General features: G+C 73.0%; 24 protein-coding genes. 16 read left to right on the top strand and 8 right to left on the bottom strand.

Going from position 1 to position 22476, the window contains the following annotated elements:
* The first annotated feature begins 32 nt into the window (after window positions 1–32).
* The 3 genes from rpsR to dnaB all read left to right on the top strand — a co-directional run bounded on the left by rpsR (window position 33) and on the right by dnaB (window position 2595).
* Entirely contained in the window at window positions 33–296 is a 264-nt protein-coding gene (rpsR, locus tag FGD68_RS02100; protein ID WP_012039648.1) for a 30S ribosomal protein S18, read from the top strand.
* Between the two features lie 11 nt (window positions 297–307).
* Window positions 308–760, top strand: a complete 453-nt coding sequence (rplI, locus tag FGD68_RS02095) for a 50S ribosomal protein L9 (RefSeq protein ID WP_012039647.1) — start codon at window positions 308–310, stop codon at window positions 758–760.
* Between the two features lie 455 nt (window positions 761–1215).
* Window positions 1216–2595, top strand: coding sequence for a replicative DNA helicase (dnaB, locus tag FGD68_RS02090; RefSeq protein WP_012039646.1), 1380 nt, complete (start codon window positions 1216–1218; stop codon window positions 2593–2595).
* A 157-nt stretch (window positions 2596–2752) separates the two neighbouring features.
* Here the strand turns inward: dnaB and FGD68_RS02085 are convergent, their stop codons facing one another.
* The 3 genes from FGD68_RS02085 to FGD68_RS02075 all read right to left on the bottom strand — a co-directional run bounded on the left by FGD68_RS02085 (window position 2753) and on the right by FGD68_RS02075 (window position 5311).
* Window positions 2753–3172: a CHY zinc finger protein gene (locus FGD68_RS02085; protein ID WP_119372861.1), complete on the bottom strand. Its 420-nt coding sequence runs from the start codon at window positions 3170–3172 to the stop codon at window positions 2753–2755.
* 70 nt (window positions 3173–3242) lie between these two features.
* Entirely contained in the window at window positions 3243–4868 is a 1626-nt protein-coding gene (locus FGD68_RS02080) for a peptide chain release factor 3 (protein WP_086506173.1), read from the bottom strand.
* A 53-nt stretch (window positions 4869–4921) separates the two neighbouring features.
* Window positions 4922–5311, bottom strand: coding sequence for a MerR family transcriptional regulator (locus FGD68_RS02075; protein ID WP_119372862.1), 390 nt, complete (start codon window positions 5309–5311; stop codon window positions 4922–4924).
* Between the two features lie 200 nt (window positions 5312–5511).
* Here FGD68_RS02075 and FGD68_RS02070 point away from each other — a divergent pair, with 200 nt between their 5' ends.
* Window positions 5512–6738 carry a glycosyltransferase gene (locus FGD68_RS02070; protein ID WP_237609713.1) on the top strand — a complete coding sequence of 409 codons (1227 nt, stop codon included), beginning with the start codon at window positions 5512–5514 and terminating at the stop codon, window positions 6736–6738.
* A gap of 16 nt (window positions 6739–6754) precedes the next feature.
* On the opposite strand, the gene FGD68_RS02065 is transcribed toward FGD68_RS02070, so the two are convergent.
* Entirely contained in the window at window positions 6755–7870 is a 1116-nt protein-coding gene (locus FGD68_RS02065; protein ID WP_237609712.1) for a glycerate kinase, read from the bottom strand.
* A gap of 90 nt (window positions 7871–7960) precedes the next feature.
* A complete protein-coding gene (gene ppgK / locus FGD68_RS02060; RefSeq protein WP_119373913.1) occupies window positions 7961–8845 on the bottom strand; it encodes a polyphosphate--glucose phosphotransferase in 885 nt (294 codons plus the stop codon).
* 340 nt (window positions 8846–9185) lie between these two features.
* Between ppgK and FGD68_RS02055 the strand changes: the two genes are divergently transcribed.
* Complete coding sequence (locus FGD68_RS02055; RefSeq protein ID WP_237609711.1) at window positions 9186–9860, top strand: HdeD family acid-resistance protein; 675 nt, start codon at window positions 9186–9188, stop codon at window positions 9858–9860.
* A 2-nt stretch (window positions 9861–9862) separates the two neighbouring features.
* Window positions 9863–10132 carry a hypothetical protein gene (locus FGD68_RS02050; protein WP_012039638.1) on the top strand — a complete coding sequence of 90 codons (270 nt, stop codon included), beginning with the start codon at window positions 9863–9865 and terminating at the stop codon, window positions 10130–10132.
* An 84-nt stretch (window positions 10133–10216) separates the two neighbouring features.
* Here the strand turns inward: FGD68_RS02050 and purB are convergent, their stop codons facing one another.
* The gene (gene purB / locus FGD68_RS02045; RefSeq protein ID WP_104235780.1) at window positions 10217–11599 is read right to left on the bottom strand and encodes an adenylosuccinate lyase; all 1383 of its coding nucleotides are present in this window, start codon (window positions 11597–11599) and stop codon (window positions 10217–10219) included.
* Between the two features lie 13 nt (window positions 11600–11612).
* Window positions 11613–12140: a low molecular weight protein-tyrosine-phosphatase gene (locus tag FGD68_RS02040; RefSeq protein WP_012039636.1), complete on the bottom strand. Its 528-nt coding sequence runs from the start codon at window positions 12138–12140 to the stop codon at window positions 11613–11615.
* Window positions 12141–12271: 131 nt separating this feature from the next.
* On the opposite strand from FGD68_RS02040, the gene FGD68_RS02035 reads away from it, so the two are divergent.
* Window positions 12272–12598 (top strand): hypothetical protein, encoded by a 327-nt coding sequence (locus FGD68_RS02035; RefSeq protein ID WP_104235781.1) that lies wholly within the window; start codon window positions 12272–12274, stop codon window positions 12596–12598.
* Entirely contained in the window at window positions 12595–13872 is a 1278-nt protein-coding gene (locus FGD68_RS02030) for a hypothetical protein (protein WP_119373303.1), read from the top strand. Before FGD68_RS02035 ends, FGD68_RS02030 begins: the two co-directional genes overlap by 4 nt.
* Before the next feature lie 8 nt (window positions 13873–13880).
* Here FGD68_RS02030 and FGD68_RS02025 read toward each other — a convergent pair whose 3' ends face one another.
* Complete coding sequence (locus FGD68_RS02025; RefSeq protein WP_012300288.1) at window positions 13881–14276, bottom strand: phage holin family protein; 396 nt, start codon at window positions 14274–14276, stop codon at window positions 13881–13883.
* A gap of 70 nt (window positions 14277–14346) precedes the next feature.
* On the opposite strand from FGD68_RS02025, the gene FGD68_RS02020 reads away from it, so the two are divergent.
* The 8 genes from FGD68_RS02020 (at window position 14347) to FGD68_RS01985 (ending at window position 22340) form a co-directional block, all read left to right on the top strand.
* Entirely contained in the window at window positions 14347–15462 is a 1116-nt protein-coding gene (locus FGD68_RS02020; RefSeq protein ID WP_119373304.1) for a pyridoxal phosphate-dependent aminotransferase, read from the top strand.
* Window positions 15463–15471: 9 nt separating this feature from the next.
* On the top strand, window positions 15472–16584 hold the full coding sequence (locus tag FGD68_RS02015) for a thiamine pyrophosphate-dependent dehydrogenase E1 component subunit alpha (RefSeq protein WP_119373305.1): 1113 nt from the start codon (window positions 15472–15474) through the stop codon (window positions 16582–16584).
* Window positions 16585–16670: 86 nt separating this feature from the next.
* The gene (locus tag FGD68_RS02010) at window positions 16671–17636 is read left to right on the top strand and encodes an alpha-ketoacid dehydrogenase subunit beta (protein ID WP_104235816.1); all 966 of its coding nucleotides are present in this window, start codon (window positions 16671–16673) and stop codon (window positions 17634–17636) included.
* Between the two features lie 40 nt (window positions 17637–17676).
* The gene (locus FGD68_RS02005; protein WP_237609710.1) at window positions 17677–19077 is read left to right on the top strand and encodes a dihydrolipoamide acetyltransferase family protein; all 1401 of its coding nucleotides are present in this window, start codon (window positions 17677–17679) and stop codon (window positions 19075–19077) included.
* Between the two features lie 68 nt (window positions 19078–19145).
* Window positions 19146–20099 carry a metal ABC transporter substrate-binding protein gene (locus FGD68_RS02000; RefSeq protein WP_119373412.1) on the top strand — a complete coding sequence of 318 codons (954 nt, stop codon included), beginning with the start codon at window positions 19146–19148 and terminating at the stop codon, window positions 20097–20099.
* Window positions 20096–20971, top strand: a complete 876-nt coding sequence (locus FGD68_RS01995) for a metal ABC transporter ATP-binding protein (protein WP_119373411.1) — start codon at window positions 20096–20098, stop codon at window positions 20969–20971. The genes FGD68_RS02000 and FGD68_RS01995 overlap by 4 nt, the downstream gene beginning before the upstream one ends.
* Complete coding sequence (locus tag FGD68_RS01990; RefSeq protein ID WP_104235788.1) at window positions 20968–21894, top strand: metal ABC transporter permease; 927 nt, start codon at window positions 20968–20970, stop codon at window positions 21892–21894. The genes FGD68_RS01995 and FGD68_RS01990 overlap by 4 nt, the downstream gene beginning before the upstream one ends.
* The gene (locus tag FGD68_RS01985) at window positions 21891–22340 is read left to right on the top strand and encodes a Fur family transcriptional regulator (RefSeq protein WP_119373410.1); all 450 of its coding nucleotides are present in this window, start codon (window positions 21891–21893) and stop codon (window positions 22338–22340) included. Before FGD68_RS01990 ends, FGD68_RS01985 begins: the two co-directional genes overlap by 4 nt.
* Window positions 22341–22476 lie beyond the last annotated feature (136 nt).

The following is a 22476-nucleotide window of genomic DNA, read 5'->3' as shown; positions in this document are numbered from 1 at the left end:
CGTCGCACTACGTACGAAAGACAGGAAGAATCATGGCTGGAAAGAGCAGCGGCGACCGCCGCAAGCCTCTCCGCGGAGCCAAGGGCGGCAAGAACGCCGCCCCGGCGAAGTCCATCCGCGTCGGCGTCATCGACTACAAGGATGTCGCCACCCTCCGCAAGTTCATCTCCGAGCGGGGAAAGATCCGCGCTCGTCGCATCACCGGTGTCTCGGTGCAGGAGCAGCGCCTCATCGCGCGCGCAGTCAAGAACGCGCGCGAGATGGCACTTCTCCCCTACGCCGGCTCTGGCCGTTAAGGGGTAATGGAATGTCGAAAGTGATCCTCACGACCGAGGTCTCCGGCCTCGGTTCCCCCGGAGACGTCGTCGAGGTCAAGAACGGGTTCTCCCGCAACTACCTCGTGCCCCAGGGCTTCGCGGTCATCTGGAGCCGCGGCGGCGAGAAGCAGATCGAGCAGATCAAGGCAGCGCGTGCCGCTCGCGAGCACGCGACCATCGAGGAGGCGCAGGACCTCAAGAGCCGCCTCGAGGCCAAGATCGTCAAGCTCACCGTCAAGGCCGGCCAGGGCGGGCGCCTCTTCGGCTCCGTCAAGACGTCCGACATCGCCAAGGCGGTCGAGGAGTCGGGCATCGGCCAGGTCGACAAGCGCAAGATCGAGATCCCCAACGCCATCAAGGCCACGGGGAACCACGAGGCCACGATCCGGCTCCGTGACGACATCGTCGCCACGATCAGCCTGCAGGTCGTCGCCGCGAAGTGACGCAGCACGAGATCGATGGCGGTGGGCTCATGGAGCCCACCGCCATCGGCGGTTAACCAGCCGGTCAGAGGCCTCTGGATCCCCACTCCCATCCACAGGCCAGGCCGCAGCAGACGAACTCTCAAGCCCTGGTGCAGACTAGTTTTCCCACACTGGTGGGGGAGAACTGCGGTCCTGGTCAGACCAGGATTCAGGCCGGAAAAAACTCATTAGTGCACAGGCTTGTCCCCAGGTAGTCCACACGATCCCCGGCGTTTCGCCCACTTTCTCCACAGTCTCGTCCACAGGGGCATTTGGTCCTGGTGGGACCGCATCCATATCGTGGGGCAGCGCCCGTCGAACGGGTCGCGGAGGACCCGTCAGCGGTCCGGCCGACGTCGTCTGAGCGGTGTCGGAGGTCCGAGCTAGAACGGTCGTGCGGGCGCATCCGCCCAGCCGACCGAGGGGAGCCGCACGTGTCCATCGCCCATCTGGGTCTCGCCGGCGAACGGGACGAGCGCGACAAGCGCGCCGGCCACGAGCGCACGCCGCCGCACGACCTCCTCGCCGAGCAGAGCGCCATCGGCGGCATGCTCCTCAGCAAGGACGCCGTGGCCGACGCGGTCGAGCAGGTGCGGGCGATCGACTTCTACATCCCCAAGCACGAGATCATCTTCGACGCGATCCTGTCGCTGTACTCGCACGGTGAGCCCACGGACGTCATCGCGGTCACCGACGAGCTCACCAAGCTCGGCGAGCTGAGCCGTGCGGGCGGCGCCGACTACCTCCACACGCTCACGAGCGTCGTCCCCACGGCAGCCAATGCCGGCTTCTACGCGTCCATCGTCGCCGAGAAGGCGGTGCTGCGGCGCCTGGTCGAGGCTGGCACCCGCATCGTGCAGATGGGCTACGCCAGCGAGGGCGAGGTCGTCGACCTCGTGAACAACGCGCAGGCGGAGATCTACGGCGTCACGGGCGGTGTCGAGGCGGAGGACTACGTGCCGCTCACGGACGCGGTCACGGTCGCCATCGACGAGATCGAGGCGGCCAAGGGCAAGGACGGCCAGATGACCGGCGTGCCCACGGGCTTCGCCGACCTCGACGCGCTCACCAACGGCCTGCACCCCGGCCAGCTCATCATCGTCGCCGCGCGCCCCGCGCTCGGCAAGTCGACGTTGGCGCTCGACTTCGCGCGCGCGGCGAGCATCAAGTACGACATGCCGTCGATCTTCTTCAGCCTCGAGATGGGGCGCAGCGAGATCGCGATGCGCCTGCTGTCCGCCGAGGCGTCCGTGCCGCTCCAGAGCATGCGCAAGGGCACCGTGGACGCGCGGGACTGGACGACCATCGCGCAGACCCGAGGCCGCATCAACGACGCGCCCCTCTACATCGACGACAGCCCCAACATGACGCTCGTCGAGATCCGCGCGAAGTGCCGTCGGCTCAAGCAGAAGGTCGGGCTGAAGCTCGTCGTCATCGACTACCTGCAGCTCATGACGAGCGGCAAGAAGGTCGAGTCGCGCCAGCAGGAGGTCTCGGAGTTCTCGCGTGCGCTCAAGCTCATGGCGAAGGAGCTGCAGGTGCCGGTCATCGCGCTGTCGCAGCTGAACCGCGGGCCGGAGCAGCGCGCCGACAAGATGCCGGCCATCTCCGACCTCCGCGAGTCCGGTTCGCTGGAACAGGACGCCGACATGGTCATCCTGCTGCACCGCGAGAGCGCGTACGAGAAGGACAACCCACGTGCGGGCGAGGCCGACTTCATCGTCGCCAAGCACCGCAACGGCCCGACCGGCACCATCACGGTCGGCTTCCACGGGCACTTCTCGCGCTTCGCGGACATGCCGGCGGGCGGATAGCCGGAGGGCAACCACGTCGGGCGGAGACGCCCGCGGAGGTGCTGCTCGTCCGGCGACGCGGCGACGCGGCGGTGCAACCGGCGCCCCCGGAGCGGCCGAGCGGCCGAGGGGCCGAGCGGCCCGGCGGATCGAGGCGCGGCTCCGGCGCGGGTCCCGGTCAGGGCGCGAAGTAGAGGTGCGCGTGCGCGTCGCAGCCGGGATTGAAGGCGGCGCCGCAGCTCGGGCAGGCGTCCGCCGCGAGGTACTCGGGCACGGACATCGTCGCGCGGCAGACGCCGCACAGGGCGGCCGGCAGGTGGTGGGCCGAGCGGGGGATCACCTCGAGCGGGTGGTCGGCGACGGCCGCATGGCAGAGGTGGCACGGGTACCACGCGTCGCAGCACGGGACGCGGAGGGCGACCACGTCGAGCGCGGAGGCGTAGTGGATGCAGCGGGTCTCGGCGTCGATCGCCGGGCCGCGGACGACGACGGCATCGACGTCCGTGGTCGTGTCCCGGGGGATGGCGGGGGACTCCGACGCCGGTCCGCCGACGAGAGCTGCCTCGACGGAGGTGCGGTGACCGGCCGAGGAGGTCACGGCCGCAGTGCCCGAGGAGAGCGGCGAAGGTCCGTGACCGGGTGAGGGGGTCACGCGCGCGCCCGCGACATCATGCGTCCGGCAGCGCCGTCGCCGCGTCGACGAGCGTGAGCTCGGGGCTGTCGCGCTGGATCGCCTTGAGGCGCCACGGCGTCGTGATCAGGGCGATGTGGGTGCCGTCTGAGCGCACGAGCACCTCGACGCCGATGGTCTTGGCGAGGGCCGGTGCCGAGGCGGCGTCGGTGATCCGGGCCACCTGGTACTCGAGCGGCTCCATGCGCAGCGGCGCGCGGAACTCGTTCGTCATGCGCTCGACGACGACCTCGAACTGCATGGGTCCGACCGCGCCGAGGACCGGGGCCTGGTCGCCACGGAGGTCGGAGCGCATCACCTGGATGACGCCCTCGTGGTCCAGCTGCTCGATGCCCTTGCGGAACTGCTTGTGCGTGCTCGTGTCCTTCGAGCGGACGACGCGGAAGAGCTCGGGCGCGAACTGGGGCAAGCGCGGGAAGGTGACGGGCGCGCCGTCGAACAGCGTGTCGCCCACGCGGATGTTGGACGCGTTCACGAGGCCGACGACGTCGCCCGGGTAGGCGTCGTCGACGGTGGAGCGCTCGCGGCCGAAGAGCTGCTGCGCGTACTTGGTGACGAAGGGGCGGCCGGTCTGGGCGTGCGTGACCGTCATGCCGCGGTGGAAGACGCCCGAGCAGATCCGCATGAAGGCGAGGCGGTCGCGGTGCGCGGTGTTCATCCCGGACTGCACCTTGAAGACGAAGCCGGAGAAGTCCTCCTCGACGGGGCGCGTGCGGTCCTGCTCGTCCGGCCGGGGCTGAGCGGCTGGGGCGATGGCGTCGAGCGCATCGAGGATGTGGGTCACGCCGAAGTTGAGGACGGCGGCCGCGAAGAGCACTGGCGTGGTGCGGCGGGCGAGGAACGACTCCTCGTCGTGGTCCTGGCCCTCCTCGTGCAGGAGCTCGCTCTCCTCGACCGCGTTCGTCCACGCGGATCCGGCTGCGGCCAGCGCCTCGTCGGGCGACATGCGGGTCTCGGGGGCGATGCTCGCGCCGCCGGCCGTGCGGGTGAAGTGCACGCACTCGCCGCTGGAGCGGTCGACCACGCCGAAGAACGCGCCGGACTCGCCGACAGGCCAGGTGAGCGGGGTGGGGAGGAGGCCCGTGCGCTCCTTGATCTCGTCCATGAGGTCGAGCGGCTCGCGGCCGGGGCGGTCCCACTTGTTGATGACGGTGATGATCGGGATGCGGCGCTGGCGGCACACCTCGAACAGCTTCATGGTCTGGGTCTCGAGGCCGCGGGAGGCGTCCACGAGCATGATCGCGGCGTCCACCGCGGAGAGCACGCGGTAGGTGTCCTCGGAGAAGTCGGCGTGGCCGGGGGTGTCGACGACGTTCATGACGGTGTCGCGGTGGGTGAACTGGATCGCGGCGGAGCTCACCGAGATGCCGCGCTCCTTCTCCATGTCCATCCAGTCGGAGACCGTGGACTTGCGGCCCTGCTTGCCGTGCACGGCGCCCGCGGACCCGATGGCGTGCGCGTGCAGCAGCAGCGCCTCGGTGAGCGTGGACTTGCCCGCGTCAGGGTGGGAGATGACGGCGAAGGTGCGACGGCGGGACGCCTCGCGCAGCACGGGGGAGGCGGAGGCCGAGGCGGGCGCGCGGGGAGGGGTGATGGTCGACACCTCCCCATGGTACGAGGCGGTGTCGGGCGGGGGATCCGCGTCGGGTCGCCGGGTCAGCGGGCGCGGAGGCGGTCGAGGAACTCGTCGGCCATGGCGAGGTGCTCGGCCAGGCGGCGGCGCCGCTCCTCCGCTTCGGCGACGAAGGCAGCGAGGTCCGCGCGCAGGGAGGCTACGTCATCACCCGGCCCGGCGGCGTCGAGGGCGTCCGTGACCTCGAGCAGGCGCACCATCTCCTCGAGCGAGAAGCCGAGCGGCTTCATCCGGCGGATGAGGAGGAGGCGCTCCAGGTCGTCGGCCGTGTAGAGGCGGAAGCCGCCGTCCGAGCGGCCGGACGGGCGCAGGAGGCCCGTCTCGTCGTAGTGACGGAGCGTGCGGTGGGACATGCCGGTGCGCTCGGCGAGCTCGCCGATCTGCATGGTCGCGGGGCCGGCAGGTCGCGTCATGCGGGCCTCCAGACGGGTCCTCCCCGGGCGAGGGAGGGTTGGCGGGTTGCGGACGGGCGACCGCATCCGTCCATTGTCCCCGATCGGGGCGCGCGGCACCTCCGGGGTCCGCACGGAGTCGCGGCCGGGAACGGGCGTGCGAGCGGAGCCGCGTCGGCGTCGCGTCGGAGCCGCTCGGCGCCGATCGTAGGATCGGGCGCATGAGGATCGCGTTCGTCTCGCTGCACACGTCGCCGATCCAGACACCCAGCACCGGCGACGCCGGCGGGCTCAACGTCTACCTCCTGGAGCTCGCGCGGAGCCTCGGACGGCAGGGGCACGAGGTGCAGCTGATCACGCGCGCCACGGATCCGGCCGACCCTGCCGTGCTCCTCGTCGCGCCGGGCGTCGAGCTGCGGTCGCTCCGGGCGGGGCCGGTGGGTCCGCTCGCGAAGGAGGAGCTACCCGGGATCACGGACGCCTTCGCCGCGGCGCTCGCCGCGCTGCCGCCCGCGGACGTCGTGCACGCGCACTACTGGCTGTCGGCCGTGGCGGCGCTGCCGGTCGCGCGCGCATGGGGCGTGCCGCACGTGCTGACGCTGCACTCGGTCTCCGCGGGGAAGAACCGCCGGCTCGTGGCGGGGGACACCCCGGAGCCGGCCTCGCGGCTCGCGGACGAGGGACGGCTCGTGCGCGCGTCGGACCTCGTGGTCGCGTCCGCGGAGTCGGAGAAGCGGCTGCTCGTGGAGGCCTACGACGCGGATCCCGCCGCGGTGCACGTCGTGGCGCCTGGCGTGGAGGAGGCGTTCCTGCGTGAGCCGTCGGGCCGCGACGGCGGGGGGCGGGTGCGGGTCGTGCTGCTCGGGCGGATCCAGCCGCTCAAGGGGCAGGACGTCGCGCTGCGGGCCCTCGCCCTGCTGGATCCCGCGACCCGGCCCCTGCTCGTGATCGCCGGAGGGGTCTCGCCCGGCCGGGACGCGTACGCGGCGAGCCTGCATGCGCTCGTGCGGTCGCTCGACCTCGAGGACGACGTCGTCTTCGCGGGCGCGCTCGACCGTGCGGCGACCGCCCGCGTCCTCGCCGGTGCGCACCTCGCGCTCATGCCGTCGGCCGCGGAGACCTACGGGCTCGTGGCGCTCGAGGCCGCCGCCTGCGGCACGCCCGTCGTCGCCGCGCGGACGGAGGGGCTGGTCGACTCGGTGCGGGACGGCGTGAGCGGCGTGTTCGTGCCGACGCGGGATCCCGCCGACTGGGCCCGGGCGATCCGCGACCTGCTCGCCGACCGGCCCGCGCTCGCGCGGCTCTCGGCGTCGGCCCGGGCGCACGCGGCCGAGCGCACGTGGGACGTCGCGGCGGCGGACGTGGCGGAGGAGTACCGGGCGCTGCGGGAGCGGGGCGTCTCGGGTGGCGCGGATGGCGCGGTGACGGGCGCGGGCGCGCGGGACTGAGCCGGCCGGATCCGCCTCAGTCGCGCCACTCCTCCGCGCGCGCCAGGTCCTCCGCGGCGCGCGCGAGCCAGGTGCCGACGTCCGCGCGTGCGGCGTCGGCGGATCCGGCGAGGTGGGTGAGGGAGCGCGCGGCCGCGAACCCGTCGGTGGGGGCGGCGATGGCGCCGGCCACGAGGATCGCCGCGGTCCCGCGCCCCCGCGCCAGGTCGAGCATGTGGGAGGCGACCTTGCCCGTCCGCGACTGCGCATCGAAGCGGCCCTCGCCCGTGAGCACGACGTCGGCGTCCGCGAGGAGGTCGGCCAGTCCGATCGCGTCGGCCACGCCGGCGGATCCGGATCCCACGACCGCGCCCCACGCGACGAGGCCCGCCGCGGTGCCGCCCGCCGCGCCCGCGCCCGGGGTGGACGGATCCACGTGCAGCAGGCCGGCGAGGTGTGCCAGGCCCGCGTCGAGCGCGCTCACGTCCGCGGGCGTCGCGCCCTTCTGCGGACCGTAGACGGCGGCGGCGCCCGCGGGCCCGGTGAGGGGAGCGGTGACGTCACCGAGGATCAGCGCTCCGCCCGCCGGCAGCGTACGGAGCCCGGTGAGGTCGAGGGTCGCGACGTCCGCGAGCCCGCCGCCGCCGTCGCCGGCCGGCGATCCGTCCGCGCGGACGGCCCGCGCCCCGAGCTCGCGGAGCGCGCCGACGCCGCCGTCCGTGGACGAGCTGCCGCCGAGCGCGAGGAGCAGGCGCGGCACGCCGGCGTCGAGCGCCGCCCGGATCGCGCGGCCGAAGCCGCGGGTGTGGGCGGTGAGCGGGCGGAGCGGATCCAGCAGCGTGATCCCGCTGGTCGACGCGACCTCGACCACGCCCGTGCCGTCGGGCAGCAGGAGCCAGTGCGCGTCGACGGGTCGGTCGTCGGGTCCCGGGACGCGGACGGGCATGCGGCGCGCTCCCGGGATGGCGGCCGCGAGCACGTCGAGGGTGCCCTGCCCGCCGTCGGCCATGGGCGCGATCACCACGTCGTCGCCGGGTCGTGCGCGGAGCCAGCCGCGGCGGAGGGCCTCGGCGGCCTCGACGGCGGTGGCGGATCCGGTGAGCGAGTCGGGGGACATGACGACGCGCAGCGCGCGGGGAGCGACGGTGCTCATGGCGCCAGTCTGCCGGACGGGGTCGTAGCCACGCCGCAGGCCGGCGCGGATGCGGCCGCGGCGGGCCCGATCGGACGCGGCCGCGCCGGATCAGTCCGGGGCGACGCCCGCCCGGTGCGCGAGCAGCGCGGCGCCGACCAACCCGGCGTCGTTGCCCCGGCTGGCCGCGATGATCTCGGTGTCGAGGTGCAGGAACCCGGAGAAGCGCGCGAACTCGTGCGCTGCCGCTCCGCCCACCACGATGAGGTCGGGCGACATGATCGACTCGAGGTGCCGGTAGTACCGCTCCAGCCGCGCCGCCCACGCCTCGAACGTCAGCCCCTCGCGGCGGACGGCGGAGAACGCGGCCTGCATCTCGTAGTCGCCGCCGTCGATGTGCACGTGGCCGAGCTCGCTGTTCGGGATGAGCGTGCCGTCGTGCAGCAGCGCCGTGCCGATGCCGGTGCCGAGCGTCGTGAGGATCACGAGGCCGCCGCGGCCCTGCAGCACGCCGTACTCGAGCTCAGCCACCCCGGCGGCGTCGGCGTCGTTGACGGTGAGGACGTCGATCCCGCTGCGCTCGCGGATGGCGGTGCGCGCGTCCATGCCGAGCCAGCGGTCGGAGATGTGGGCGGAGGAGCGCACGATGCCGTCCCGCACGATGCCGGGCACGCCGACGCCCACGGGCAGGTCCTCGTCGGGCGTCAGCTCGAGCACGATCTCGGCGATCACGTCCGCGATGTCCTCGGGCTCGCCGCCGACGGGCTTCGCGACGGTCATGCGCTCGGTGAGCCGGATCCCCGTGGTCACGTCGACGATCCCGGCCTTGAGCGTCGTGCCGCCGATGTCGATGCCGAGGGCCAGCCGGTCGCGTCGGGTCAGGGCATCCGCGGCGCCCTCGGGGGCGGCGACGACGGCACGGTCGACGGGGATGAATCCGCCGGTGTCCCGGCCGCTCTCGGAGGCGGGCCGCGGCGCGGTCTCGGGCTGGGGCACGGCGGGGCCTCTCGGTTGCGGTTCGCGCCTCGCAGGTCGCGGGGCGCCGGTTGCGCGGGTGCGCGGCGGACGGGGCGGCGGATCGGGCGGACCCGACCCGCGGATCCCGGGCCGTCGGCCGCGGGGCCGCCGCGGCTCAGAACGCCCGGTTCGCGTAGACGATCCCGCAGGCCACGCCCACGGCGCACACGACCGCGAGCCCGACGACCGCGCCGACCGCCGCAGCGGCCAGACGGGGGAGGGGACTCGTCACGTGTCGAGCCTAGGCCAGCTCGCCGGGCCGCCATCGCGGGCCCCGGCCGAGCATCCGCCCAGGAACCCACCGAGTAGGCTGGCCCGGATGGAGAGAGAGGCTGCCGTGTCCGAGGACGAGCTGACGTTCCGGGCGGCGTACTGGCCCGTGCTCCTCCTGCGCGCGATGCCCGCCCTCGCGCTCGCCGCGTTCATCACCTTCTCGACCGACCACTCGCCGTCCCTCGGCCTCGTGGCGTTCGGCGTCTTCGCGATCCTCTCCGGCCTGATCACCGCGGGCCTCGGCGCCCGGGCCCTCCGCGGTCCCGCCGCGCGCCTCCGTACGAGCACCGTCGCCCAGGGTTCGATCACCGTGGTGGCGGGCATCGCCGCCCTCCTGGCCCGCGACGGGGGCGTCCTCGTCCTCCTCTACGCCGTCAGCGTCTGGGCCGTCGTCACCGGGTTCCTGGAGCTCGTCGCCGGCCTGCGCTCGCGCGGCCCCGTGCCGGGCGCCACCGACGCGATCACCGCCGGAGCGCTCACCGTCGTGCTCGCCGTCGCCTTCCTCCTGGTGCCGCCGGACCTCGTCGTCCAGTACGGCGGGGTCGAGCAGCGCGAGGGCCAGCTCACCGCGCCCGTCGTGGCCGTCGGCCTCCTGGGCGCCTACGCGGCGATCGTCGGGGTCTTCCTGGTCATCGCCGCCCTGAGCATGAAATGGGGCACCTCCACGCCCACCGCGACCTCCGCGGCGGACGCCCCCCGGACCACCGAGAGCGCGAGCTGACCGTGACTTCCAACATCCGCAAGGACCGCATGCGCCCCGCCGAGCTGCTCGGCATCGCCGCGGCCCTCGCCGCCTTCGTGGGCCTCATCGTGGGGCTCAGCACGCGGCCCGCCGACGCCCAGGGCTGGACGGTCGTGGTCGTGTTCACGGGCGTGGCCTTCATCGGCGCCCTCGTGATGCTCGCGATGCTGGCCCTGTCGTTCAAGCCGAACCGCGACGAGCTGCAGGACATGGACGAGCAGGACCACCCGGATCGTCCCACCCGGCACTGAGCCCGCGTGATCCGTTCCGCCCCGATCCGCGTCCGCTGACGTGCGTCGGGACCCCCGCCGCGGCGAGGGCCCCGACCGACCGGCTCAGAGGATGTGGTCGACCAGCTGCGACGCCAGCCCGGCGTACCCGGCCGGCGTCAGCTCGAGCAGTCGCGCCTTCGCCTGGTCCCCGATGTCGAGCCCGGAGACGAACGCCCGCATCTCGTCGCGTCCGACGCGCTTGCCCCGCGTGAGCTCCTTGAGCACCGCGTACGGGTCGCTGATCGAGCTGCGCCCCGCCACGATCTCCGCGCGGATGACCGTCTGGATGGCCTCGCCGAGGATCTCCCAGTTGGCGTCGAGGTCGGCCGCGAGCAGCGCCCGGTCGACGTCGATCTCGAGGAGACCGCGCCCGATGTTGTCGAGCGCCAGCAGCGAGTGACCGAGCGCGACGCCGACGTTGCGCTGCGTCGTGGAGTCGGTGAGGTCGCGCTGGAGCCGGGACGTGACGAGCGTGGACGCGAGCGAGTCGAGCAGCGCGTCCGAAAGCTCGAGGTTCGCCTCGGCGTTCTCGAACCGGATGGGGTTGATCTTGTGCGGCATCGTCGACGACCCGGTGGCGCCCGCCTGGGGGATCTGCCGGAAGTACCCCATGGAGATGTAGGTCCACACGTCCGTGCAGAGGTTGTGCAGGACCCGGTTGACGTGGGCGATGCGCGTGTACAGCTCGGCCTGCCAGTCGTGCGACTCGATCTGCGTGGTGAGCGGGTTCCACACGAGCCCGAGCGACGTGACGAACGCGCGGGACTCGGCGGGCCAGTCGACGTCCGCGTCGGCGGCGAGGTGCGCCGCGAACGTGCCCGTTGCGCCGCTGAACTTGCCGAGCACCTCGACGTCCTCCACGTCGGCCCGCAGGCGCTCGAGCCGGTGCACGAACACCGCGAGCTCCTTGCCGAGGGTCGTGGGCGTGGCCGGCTGCCCGTGCGTGCGCGACAGCATGGCGTCGTCGCGGAAGAGGAGGGCCCGCTCGCGGAGCGCGCCGATGACGGAGACGAGCTTCGGGAGCCAGACCTCGCGCACGGCTCGGTCGATGACGAGCGCGTAGGAGAGGTTGTTGATGTCCTCGCTCGTGCACGCGAAGTGCGTGAGCTCGGCGACGTGCGCGAGGCCGAGCTCCTCCAGGCGGTCGCGCACGAAGTACTCGACGGCCTTCACGTCGTGCCGGGTGACGGCCTCGACGCGGGCGAGCGCGTCGATCTGCTCCTGGCCGAAGCCCTGGACGACCTCGCGCAACGCCGCCTTCTGCGCGTCCGTGAACGGCGAGGAGGAGAGGAGCGACCGGTCGGTGAGGTGGATGAGCCACTCGATCTCTACGTGGATGCGCGCCCGGTTGAGGCCCGCCTCCGAGAGGTGCTCGCCGAGCTCGGTGACGACGGGGGCGTAGCGGCCGTCGAGGGGGCTCAGCACCTGCGGGGGCAACGGGCTCATGCGGGGGGATCTCCTAGCTGGGGGGACGGATGCCGGGCTCCACCTGCGCGAGGAGGGCCCGGGCGGCTCGCTCTATCATCCCAAGAACCCGATCGAACATCGCCGCGTCCGTGTAGTAGGGGTCGGGCACGTCCCGCAGGTGGGCCTGTGGAGGATCGAACGACAGCAGCAGGTGGATCTTCGCCCGGTCCGCCTCCGTCCGCGCCCACTGGCGCAGCGTCCGCTCCTGGCCGCGGTCGAACACGACCACCAGGTCGAGGTCGGGCAGCGTGTCCGGGTCGAACTGCTTGGCGCGGTGCGCGGATCCCGACAGGCCGCGGCGCTCGAGCGCGGCGAGGGTGCGCGCGTCCGCCTGCTCGCCCACGTGCCAGTCGCCCGTCCCTGCGCTCGTCACGGAGACGCGGTCGGCGTGCCCGGCGCGCTGCACGAGGTCCCGGAAGACGACCTCCGCCATGGGGGAGCGGCAGATGTTGCCGGTGCAGACGAAGGCGATCCGGAAGACGGGTGGAGCCGTCGCGGCCGGAGAGTCGGGGGCTCCCATGCGCTCATTCTGTCGGCTGCGGTCCCTCCCCACACCCCCGTATCCCTCCTCCGTCCCCTGGATGCGGCATCCGACGGCCGGCCGTCCTCGCCGCGGCGCACGATGCGGCGGACGGGAGAGGACGGGACGCGATGCAGGAGCAGCCGGGTGGATGGGGTGCGGTCGGAGGCGATCCGCTCGGAGCGACGGGTCGGGAGAGCGGCAGCACGCCGGGACAGCTCCGCGCCGAGGCGGTCACGCGCGCGCATGCGCTCGCCGCCATCGCCGACGCGGTGACGGAGACGCACCGCGGCATCGCCTCCTGCCGGGATGATCCGTCGTGGTCCGGACGCGCGCACGACGCGTTCGTCCGCGCCCTCGACGACCTCGCCGGTCGCGTCGCGCTCGCGGGGACCCTGCTCCACGACGCGCATCCGGCCGCCGGCTCGGCGCCCGGCTGCCCCGGAGCGCGCGCGTGACCGCGGTCGCGGGGCTCACCGTCACCCAGGGAGGCGGCACCGAGGTCGAGACGGACGACCTGACGCGCATCGCCGCGCGGCTCGACGACGCGGGCAGTCGGCTGGACGACCATGCCCGCGCGCTGGCCCTGCCGCCGCTGGTGGCCACGATCACGGGCGATCACGACGCGAGCCTCGACGCCCCGCGGGGTCTCCTGTCGTCCGCCGCCCACGACGCGCGGGCGCTCGCCGCCGACCTGCGTCGCGCCGCCGCCGAGTACGCGGACGGGGAGCGGGACGCCGACCGCTGCGTGCGATCCGCCGCGGCGGACGGCGGTGCCACGGATGCCGCTCCCGCCTCTCCGGGCGGGGCCCTCCGGATCCTGCTGCCCGCCGTCGTCCGGGACGTGGTCTCGGACATCGCGGCCGCAGCCGCGCGCTTCCTCCCGGACCGCCCGGCCGGCGACGACGGCGTGCGGGAGACGACCGCGGGCCTCCTCGCCGCGCTGGGAGTCCTCGGCGTCCTGCGCGACGCGCCCGCCGTCGTCCACGTCCGCCGTGACGCCGTCCGCCCGGCGCCGGCGACCCTGGAGGACCTGGCCGACCGGATCCCCGATCCGGTCCCCGGCACCCCGCAGATGCGCGTCGAGGAGTACCGGGCACCGGACGGCCGCCGCCGCTTCGTCGCGTACCTGGGCGGCATGGTCACCCTGGATCCGGGCACGGGCCGCGAGGACTTCGGACCGGCCTCGGCGGCGGCCGCGCTCGCCACCGAGGGCGGGTCCGCCGTGCACGCGGCCGAGACGGCGCTCCGCGAGGCCGGCGCGACCGCGGACGACGAGGTCTACGTCGTCGGCTACTCGATGGGCGGGATCCTGGCGCGATCGGTGGGCGACGCCCCGGGCCTCCACGTCACCCACGAGCTCACGTTCGGCTCCCCGGTGGGGCAGCTGCCCATCCGCCAGGGGATCGACGGCGTGGCCGTGGAGCACACGGACGACCCCGTCCCCTCGCTCGGCGGCGTGCGCCCGTCCGACGGCGACGCGGGCGACGACGTCGTGGTGCGCGCGCCGGCCTTCGGGCCGACGGCCCACGCCGGCGTCCTGGACGCGCACGGTCTGGGCACCTACCGGGCGACGGCGACCGAGATGGACGCCTCGCGGTCCCCGCTCCTGCAGCGGGCACGCGACGAGCTCCACGGGTTCCTCGACGGGGCCACGCCGGTCGCGTCCCACCTCTACCGGGCGGAGCGGGCACCGCTCACCCCGCCAGGCGGCTCGGGCGGTGGGATGTGACGCGCGGGTCAGGCCCTCGAGGTCACCGGTCGGAGCACGAGGCCCACCAGCCAGCTGAAGAACGCCATGAGCAACGCCCCGAGCACGCCCCACCAGAACCCCTCGACCGTGAGGCCGAAGCCGAGCGCGTCGGAGATGGCGCCCACCAGGAGGAAGAGCAGACCGTTGACGATGAGCGCGATGAGGCCGAGCGTGAGGATGTAGAGGGGGAACGCGACGATCCGGATGGCCGTGCCGATGACGCCGTTCACGACGCCGAAGATCGCGCCGAGCAGGAGGTAGGTGAGCACGGTGGCCGTGGTGTCGCCCGGCTCGTAGGCGGTCACGATGGTGCCGGAGACGATGAGCGTGGTGAGCCAGAGCGCGACGGCGTTGACGACCACGCGGACGAGGAATCGGGGCATGCTGCGATCCTCGCAGACGCCGCCCCCGCGGACCATGGGCCGGGCGGCGACCCGCCCGTAGAATCGCCCGGTGATCCCCGAACCCGCGCCCCTCGACGACGCCGCCCCCGTGAGGCTCCGTCCCGCCATCGCGGCCATGGTCGCCTACCGCCAGGGCAAGCCCGCCGGCGAGGACGACTTCAAGCTCTCCAGCAACGAGAACCCGTTCGACCCGCTGCCGTCGGTGCTCGCCCGCATCGACCAGGTGCGCGACGTCAACCGGTACCCCGACGCGGGTGCGACCCTGCTGCGCACCGCGCTCGCCGAGCGCTTCGGCGTCACGGTCGACCACGTCCACGCGGGAGCCGGATCCGTGGCGATCCTCTCGCAGCTCATCACGGCGGCCGCAGGCCCGGGCGACGAGGTCGTCCACGCGTGGCGCTCCTTCGAGGCGTACCCCACGCTCATCACGGTCGCGGGCGCGACGGGCGTCCCCGTCCCGAACCTGCCCGACCACTCGCACGACGTCGACGGCATGATCGCCGCGCTCACCGACCGCACGCGCGTCGTCATCGTCTGCACCCCGAACAACCCCACCGGCACGCTCGTCACGGAGGCCGACGTCGAGCGCCTGCTCGCGGCCGTCCCGCGCGACGTGCTCGTGCTCCTCGACGAGGCGTACGGCGAGTTCGTGGGCCCGGAGCATGCCCTCGACGGCATGCGCCTCCTCGCCGACCACCCGAACCTCGTCGTCCTCCGCACCTTCTCCAAGGCGTACGGCCTCGCCGGCCTCCGCATCGGCTACGCGGTGGGCCACCCGCGCATCCTCGACGCGGCCCGTTCCGCCGCGATCCCGCTCTCCGTCACCGGCCACGCGCAGCATGCGGCGCTCGCGTCGCTCGAGCACGAGGACGAGCTCCTGGAGCGCGTGGCCGTCCTCGCGCGCGATCGCGACGAGGCCTGGCGCGCGCTCACCGAGCAGGGCTGGGACGTCCCGCGACCCCATGGCAACTTCGTCTGGCTGGCCACGGGCGCCGAGACCGCCGAGGTGGAGGCGCAGCTCGCGGCCGCCGGGCTCGTGGTGCGCGCGTTCGCGGGCGAGGGGATCCGCGTCACCATCGGCGAGCCCGCCTCTGTCCGGAAGCTACTGAACGCGTCGGCGGGAATTGTCCGGGGCCTGCCGGAGGGCCACCCGGCGCGCCGGTAGGTTGGGACGATGCCGGAAAGCGATGTGACGGTCCAGCTCCTGACCCCCGCGGGCGAGCTCGCACCGAGCGACTCCGCCGAGGAGTTCCTCCCGTACTTCGAGCGACTCACGGAGGACGACCACCGCGGCTTCCTCCGCGACATGCGCCTGACGCGGGCGTTCGACCTCGAGGCCACGAACCTCCAGCGCCAGGGCCACCTGGGCCTCTGGGCGCCGAGCACCGGGCAGGAGGCGGCGCAGGTCGGATCCGGTCGGGCCACGCGCCCGCAGGACCACGTGTTCCCGGCCTACCGCGAGCACGGCGTCGCGCTCATCCGCGGCATCGACCCGGTGGACATCGTGCGCCTCATGCGCGGCGTCACCCATGGCGGGTGGGATCCGGCGGTGGCGAACTTCCACCTCTACACGCTGGTCATCGGCTCGCAGGCGCTGCACGCGACGGGCTACGCGATGGGCGTCGCGTTCGACGGCGACGTCGCCACGGGAGATCCCGACCGCGACACCGCGGTCATCGCCTACTACGGCGACGGCGCCACCAGCCAGGGCGACGTGAGCGAGGCGTTCGTCTTCGCCGCGAGCTTCCAGACCCCGCAGGTCTTCTTCCTCCAGAACAACCACTGGGCGATCTCGGTCCCCGTCAGCACGCAGTCGCGCACGCCCCTCTACCTCCGCTCGCGCGGCTTCGGCGTGCCGAGCACGCAGGTCGACGGCAACGACGTCTTCGCGAGCTACGCCGTCACGGCCAAGCACCTCGACGACGCGCGCAACGGCGGCGGCCCCTCCTTCATCGAGGCGCTCACGTACCGCGTCGGCGCGCACACCTCGAGCGACGACCCCACGAAGTACCGCACCGACGAGGAGCTGCAGGGCTGGGTCGCGAAGGACCCCATCGCCCGCCTCGAGGCGTACCTGCGGAAGCAGGGCGCGCCGCAGTCGCTCTTCGACGGGATCGACGAGGAGGCCAAGGACCTCGCCGCCGACGTCCGCCGCCGCACCATCGAGCTGACGAGCCCGGCGCTGCCCGGCATCTTCGACCACGTCTACTCGGAGCCGCACCCCGTCACGACGGAGCAGCGCGAGTGGCTCGAGCGCTACGAGGCCTCCCTGGAGGGGAACCGATGACCGACACCATCGACCGCGCGGCCACCCCCGCCGGATCCGACGACGCCGCCACGCGCGGCACGGGAGCCCCCGCCGGCATCGAGAGCATGCCCATGGCCAAGGCGCTCAACGCCGGCCTCCGCCGCGCGCTCGAGGCAGACGACAAGGTCCTGCTCATGGGCGAGGACATCGGCCCGCTCGGCGGCGTCTTCCGCATCACCGAGCACCTGCAGCGCGACTTCGGCGACCGCCGCGTCATCGACACCCCGCTCGCGGAGTCCGGCATCGTCGGCACGGCCATCGGCCTCGCGATGCGCGGCTACCGGCCCGTGTGCGAGATCCAGTTCGACGGCTTCATCTACCCGGCCTTCGACCAGATCACGAGCCAGCTCGCCAAGATCACCAACAGGCACGAGGGCGCCATGCGCATGCCCGTCGTGATCCGCGTGCCGTACGGCGGCCACATCGGCGCCATCGAGCACCACCAGGAGAGCCCCGAGGCGTACTTCGCGCACACCCCCGGCCTCCGCGTCGTGAGCCCGAGCACCCCGCACGACGCCTACTGGATGATCCAGGAGGCCATCGAGTCGGACGACCCGGTCATGTTCTTCGAGCCCAAGGCGCGCTACCGACCGAAGGGCGAGGTCGACTTCTCCGCTCCCGGGATCGGCCTGCACGAGAGCCGCGTCGTCCGCTCCGGCACCGACGTCACTCTCGTCGGCCACGGGGCCATGGTCGCGATGCTGCTGCAGGCCGCCGAGCTCGCGGCCGAGGAGGGCACGAGCGTCGAGGTCGTCGACCTGCGCTCGCTGTCGCCGGTGGACTACGGCCCCATCCTCGAGTCGGTGCAGCGCACGGGCCGCCTCGTCGTCGCGCAGGAGGCGCCCGGCCACGTGTCGGTCGGCTCCGAGATCGCGGCGACCGTCACCGAGCGCGCCTTCTACTCGCTCGAGGCGCCGGTGATCCGGGTCTCCGGATTCGACGCCCCGTTCCCTCCCGCGAAGCTCGAGACGCTGTACCTCCCGGATGCCGACCGCATCCTCGAGGCCGTCGACCGCTCGCTCGCCTACTAGACGCCCGCCGCCCCCGCGGCACGGAGAAGAGGACCGCACGATGGCTGATTCCGAGTTCACCCTGCCCGACGTGGGCGAGGGCCTCATCGACGCCGAGATCGTCTCGTGGCGCGTGCAGCCGGGCGACCAGGTGGCGCTCAACCAGGTGATCGTCGAGATCGAGACCGCGAAGTCGCTCGTCGAGCTGCCCAGCCCGTTCGAGGGCACCGTCTCCGGCCTGCTCGTGCAGGAGGGGCAGACGGTCGAGGTGGGAACGCCCATCATCGCGATCGCGCAGGGCTCGCCGAGCCTGTCCGCGCCGGCCGAGACGCCCGCCCAGATGGCGCTGCCGGGCGAGACCGTGATCGAGGACGACACCGCCATCGAGAACCGCGAGCCGGCCCCCGCGCCCGCCGCCGAGGAGACCTCCGGCGCCGTGCTCGTGGGCTACGGCACGGTCGGCAAGGTCGCGAGCCGACGCCGTCGCGCCGAGCCGGGCGACGCCGCTCCGGCCGCCCGCCATGCCGCGCGCCCCGGAGCGCAGGCCGGCGCCCCGGCCGCCCGCGCCCCGCGACCCGACTCGGTGCCCGCCGCGTCGGCCGCCCCGATCATCGCCAAGCCCCCCATCCGCAAGCTCGCGAAGGACCTCGAGGTCGACCTGGCGGAGGTCGAGGCCACCGGGCTCGTCGGCGAGATCACGCGCGAGGACGTCATCCGCACCGCGCAGCAGGCGAGCGTCTTCAAGAACATCGAGACGCCCGAGTGGCCGGATGCGCGGGAGGACCGGATCCCCGTGAAGGGCGTCCGCAAGGTCATCGCCGCGGCCATGGTGCAGAGCGCGTTCCAGGCGCCGCACGTGAGCCTGTTCGTCGACGTCGACGCGACGCGCACCATGGAGTTCGTCAAGCGGCTCAAGGCGTCCACCGACTTCGCGGGCGTCAAGGTCTCGCCGCTGCTCATCATGGCGAAGGCGATGATCTGGGCGGTGCGCCGGAACCCCACCGTCAACTCCTCGTGGACCGACCAGGAGATCATCGTCCGCCACTACGTGAACCTCGGCGTCGCCGCCGCGACCCCGCGCGGGCTCGTGGTGCCGAACGTCAAGGAGGCGCAGGCGATGTCGCTGCTGGAGCTCGCCCGCGCGCTCGAGCAGCTCACCCTCACGGCGCGCGACGGCAGGACGAGCCCGGCGGACATGAGCCAGGGCACCATCACGATCACCAACATCGGCGTCTTCGGCATGGACACCGGCACGCCGATCCTCAACCCGGGCGAGGTGGCGATCGTCGCGCTCGGCACGATCAAGCAGAAGCCGTGGGTCGTCGACGGCGAGGTGCGCCCGCGCTTCGTCACCACCATCGGCGCGAGCTTCGACCACCGCGTCGTCGACGGCGACGTGGCGAGCCGCTTCCTGGCCGACGTGGCGAGCATCATCGAGGAGCCGGCGCTGCTGCTGGAGTGACGCGCCCGCGTCCACAGCTCGGGCGCGATGGTACTGAGACTGGTTATCAATACCGTATCGTCGGATCCATGAACCGTCGCCCCCTCACCGCCTTGCTCGCCGTCTCGCTGCTCGCCGTCCCGCTCGCGGGCTGCGCCTCCGGATCCGCCACCCCCGCTGCGGACGCGTCGTCCTCCGCGTCCGGCGGCGGCACGCTCGAGGTCGTCGCCTCGACCGACGTCTACGGCGACATCGCGCAGCAGATCGGCGGCGACGACGTGAAGGTGACGTCGATCATCGACAGCCCGGACAAGGACCCGCACGAGTACCAGGCCACCTCGCGCGACCAGCTGACGCTCTCCACGGCGGACGTCGTGATCCAGAACGGCGGCGGCTACGACGACTTCGTCGACACCATGATCAAGGCGCTCCCGGGTGGCAAGAGCCCCGTCCTCCTCAACGCGGTCGACATCTCCGGCTTCGACCAGAAGCCGGCCGAGGGCGAGCTCAACGAGCACGTCTGGTACGACATGCCCACGATGAAGAAGCTCGCCGCCGAGATCGAGCAGGCCTTCTCGAAGGCCGACAGCGCCGGTGCCGCCACGTTCGAGGCGAACGAGCAGGCCTTCACCGCGAAGCTCGACGGCATCGCCGCGGCCGAGGCGGCCGCGAAGCCGGCCGGCACCGGCAAGGGCGTCGCGATCACGGAGCCCGTGCCGCTCTACATGACGAGTGCCATGGGTCTCGAGAACCGCACGCCGGACGAGTTCAGCGAGGCAGTGGAGGAGGGCACCGACGTGCCCGCCGACGTGCTCAAGGAGACGCTCGCGCTCTTCGCCGAGAAGAAGGTCGCCGCGCTCGTGTACAACTCGCAGACGACGGGTGCCACGACCGACCAGGTCGTCGCCGCCGCGAAGGCCGCCGGTGTCCCGGTCGTGCCCGTGACGGAGACCCTCCCCGCGGATCTGCCCGCGGGCAGCGGGTACGTTGAGTGGATGACCGAGAACGTCGACGCCGTGGCCTCCGCGATCCGGGGATCGTGACCGGCGCACCCGTCCTGAGCCTCCGGGACGCGACGCTCGCGTTCGGCTCGCGCACCCTCTGGAGCGGACTCGACCTCGACGTGGCACCCGGCGAGTTCGTCGCGGTGCTGGGCCCGAACGGATCCGGCAAGACCAGCTTCTTGAAGTCCGTCCTCGGCGCCCAGCGCCTCACGTCGGGGGAGATGCGCTTCCTCGACGAGCCGGTGCGCCGCGGTGCGCGGCGCATCGGCTACATCCCGCAGCAGAAGCTCATCACCGCGGCCACGCCCGTGCGGGCGCGCGACCTCGTCGGCTTCGGCGTCACCGGCCACCGCTGGGGGCTGCCGATCAGCCGCCGCGCCGAGCGGGCGCGGGTCGACGAGCTGCTCGACGCGGTGGGCGCCACCTCCTACGCGGACGCTCCCGTCGCGACGCTCTCCGGCGGGGAGCAGCAGCGGCTGCGCGTGGCCCAGGCCCTGGCCTCGGATCCGCGGCTCCTCCTCTGCGACGAGCCGCTCCTCAGCCTCGACCTCGGGCACCAGCGCGTGGTCAGCGAGCTCATCGACCGGCACCGCAGGGAGACCGACGCGGCGGTGGTGTTCGTCACGCACGACGTCAACCCCGTGCTCGACATGGTCGACCGGGTGCTGTACCTCGTGGGCGGCCGGTTCCGCATCGGGACGCCCGACGAGGTCCTCGACTCCGAGGTGCTGAGCTCGCTCTACGGCACCCCCGTCGACGTCGTGCGCGTGCGCGGCCGCGTCGTCGTGGTGGGCGCCACCGACGACCCGCACGGCCACCACTCGCACGACGACGACGGCCACGACGAGCACGGCGACCACGGGTCGCACGGCGTGCACGACGCCGCTCCCGCCGACGGGAGGGCCGCGTGATCCACCTCATCGCCGACGCGGGCGACGTCTGGTCGCGCCTGTTCGACTTCTCCGACTACGGCGCGCTCGTCGCGCTGCTGCGCAACAGCATCATCGCGGGAGCCGTGCTCGGCGTCGTGGGCGGCCTCATCGGCGTGTTCGTCATGACGCGCGACCTCGCCTTCGCGGTCCACGGCGTGAGCGAGCTCTCCTTCGCGGGCGCGGCGGCGGCGCTGCTGCTCGGCGTGAACGTCGTCGGCGGATCCCTGGTGGGCTCCCTCATCGCCGCGATCGCGATCGGCGTGCTCGGCACGCGCGCGAAGGACCGCAACTCGATCATCGCCGTCATCATGCCGTTCGGCCTGGGCCTCGGGATCCTCTTCCTCGCGCTCTACGACGGCCGCGCGAGCAACAAGTTCGGCCTGCTCACGGGGCAGATCGTCTCGGTCGACAACCCGCAGCTGGGCTACCTCGTCGGCATCAGCGCCGTCGTCATCCTGGGCCTCGCGGTGGTCTGGCGGCCGCTGATGTTCGCGAGCGTCGACCCCGACGTGGCCGCCGCCCGCGGCGTGCCCGTGCGCCTGCTCTCCATCGTGTTCATGATCCTGCTCGGGCTCGGCACGGCGGTCTCCATCCAGATCGTCGGCGCGCTGCTCGTGCTCTCGCTCCTCGTGACGCCGGCCGCCGCCGCGATGCGCGTCTCGTCGACGCCGCGCGTGGTGGTCTCGCTCAGCGTGCTGTTCGCGCTCGCGAGCATCGTGGGCGGCATCATGCTGGCGCTCGGCAGCAGCATCCCCATCAGCCCGTACGTCACGACCATCTCGTTCACGATCTACCTGGTCTGCCGCGGCGTCGACGCCCTCCGCGCGCGCAGCGGCAGGTCGGGTGGGACGCGTACCCTGGCTCCGCGGGGAGGATCGCCCGCCGGGAGGGCACGGGCATGAAGCGGAACACGTGGCAGCGCGAGGCCGTCCGGCAGGCGCTCGACGCATCGACGGAGTTCGTGAGCGCGCAGCGGCTGCACGCGCGCCTGCACGACGCGGGATCCCCGATCGGGCTGGCCACCGTCTACCGCGCGCTCGGCGACCTCGCCGCCGAGGGCGACGCCGATTCGCTGCAGTCGCCGGACGGCGAGGCCCTCTACCGCACGTGCGCCACGGGCGGCCACCACCACCACCTCATCTGCCGCGTCTGCGGAAAGACCGTCGAGATCGCGGCCGACGAGGTCGAGTCCTGGGCGCACGATGTCGCCGCGCGCAACGGCTTCACGGCGCCGAGCCACGTGGTCGACGTCTTCGGCCTCTGCGCCGAGTGCACGCGCCGTGCGGCCGAGGCGGCGTCCGCCGAGGAGTCGGGGTCGACGACCGCGGAGGCCCCCGCATCCGCATGATCCCGGGCCCTCGGCTTGCGCCCGGGCGTGTCGTCGCGTAGCCTCGATCCTTGGCCGAGCGGCTCATCCGCTCGCATGTGCGCCCGCTGCCCCTCCCGAGGGGCAGGACCCCCTCTCTCGAGATCCGGGGACGGGC

This window comes from Clavibacter californiensis (genome assembly GCF_021952865.1).
Taxonomy (GTDB): Bacteria; Actinomycetota; Actinomycetes; order Actinomycetales; family Microbacteriaceae; genus Clavibacter; species Clavibacter californiensis.
Note: the sequence above shows the minus strand (reverse complement) of the source record. Positions and strands in the feature narration are given on the sequence as shown.

Bases quoted from the DNA above. Each gene is read 5' to 3' on its own strand.
- rpsR (WP_012039648.1), top strand. From the start codon at position 33: ATGGCTGGAAAGAGCAGCGGCGACCGCCGCAAGCCTCTCCGCGGAGCC.
- FGD68_RS02015 (WP_119373305.1), top strand. From the start codon at position 15,472: ATGCCGGAAAGCGATGTGACGGTCCAGCTCCTGACCCCCGCGGGCGAG.
- FGD68_RS02070 (WP_237609713.1), top strand. From the start codon at position 5,512: ATGAGGATCGCGTTCGTCTCGCTGCACACGTCGCCGATCCAGACACCC.
- FGD68_RS02000 (WP_119373412.1), top strand. From the start codon at position 19,146: ATGAACCGTCGCCCCCTCACCGCCTTGCTCGCCGTCTCGCTGCTCGCC.
- FGD68_RS02040 (WP_012039636.1), bottom strand. From the start codon at position 12,140: ATGGGAGCCCCCGACTCTCCGGCCGCGACGGCTCCACCCGTCTTCCGG.
- FGD68_RS02035 (WP_104235781.1), top strand. From the start codon at position 12,272: ATGCAGGAGCAGCCGGGTGGATGGGGTGCGGTCGGAGGCGATCCGCTC.
- FGD68_RS02075 (WP_119372862.1), bottom strand. From the start codon at position 5,311: ATGACGCGACCTGCCGGCCCCGCGACCATGCAGATCGGCGAGCTCGCC.
- FGD68_RS02025 (WP_012300288.1), bottom strand. From the start codon at position 14,276: ATGCCCCGATTCCTCGTCCGCGTGGTCGTCAACGCCGTCGCGCTCTGG.
- purB (WP_104235780.1), bottom strand. From the start codon at position 11,599: ATGAGCCCGTTGCCCCCGCAGGTGCTGAGCCCCCTCGACGGCCGCTAC.
- FGD68_RS02005 (WP_237609710.1), top strand. From the start codon at position 17,677: ATGGCTGATTCCGAGTTCACCCTGCCCGACGTGGGCGAGGGCCTCATC.
- rplI (WP_012039647.1), top strand. From the start codon at position 308: ATGTCGAAAGTGATCCTCACGACCGAGGTCTCCGGCCTCGGTTCCCCC.
- FGD68_RS02065 (WP_237609712.1), bottom strand. From the start codon at position 7,870: ATGAGCACCGTCGCTCCCCGCGCGCTGCGCGTCGTCATGTCCCCCGAC.
- FGD68_RS02010 (WP_104235816.1), top strand. From the start codon at position 16,671: ATGCCCATGGCCAAGGCGCTCAACGCCGGCCTCCGCCGCGCGCTCGAG.
- FGD68_RS02055 (WP_237609711.1), top strand. From the start codon at position 9,186: ATGGAGAGAGAGGCTGCCGTGTCCGAGGACGAGCTGACGTTCCGGGCG.
- FGD68_RS01985 (WP_119373410.1), top strand. From the start codon at position 21,891: ATGAAGCGGAACACGTGGCAGCGCGAGGCCGTCCGGCAGGCGCTCGAC.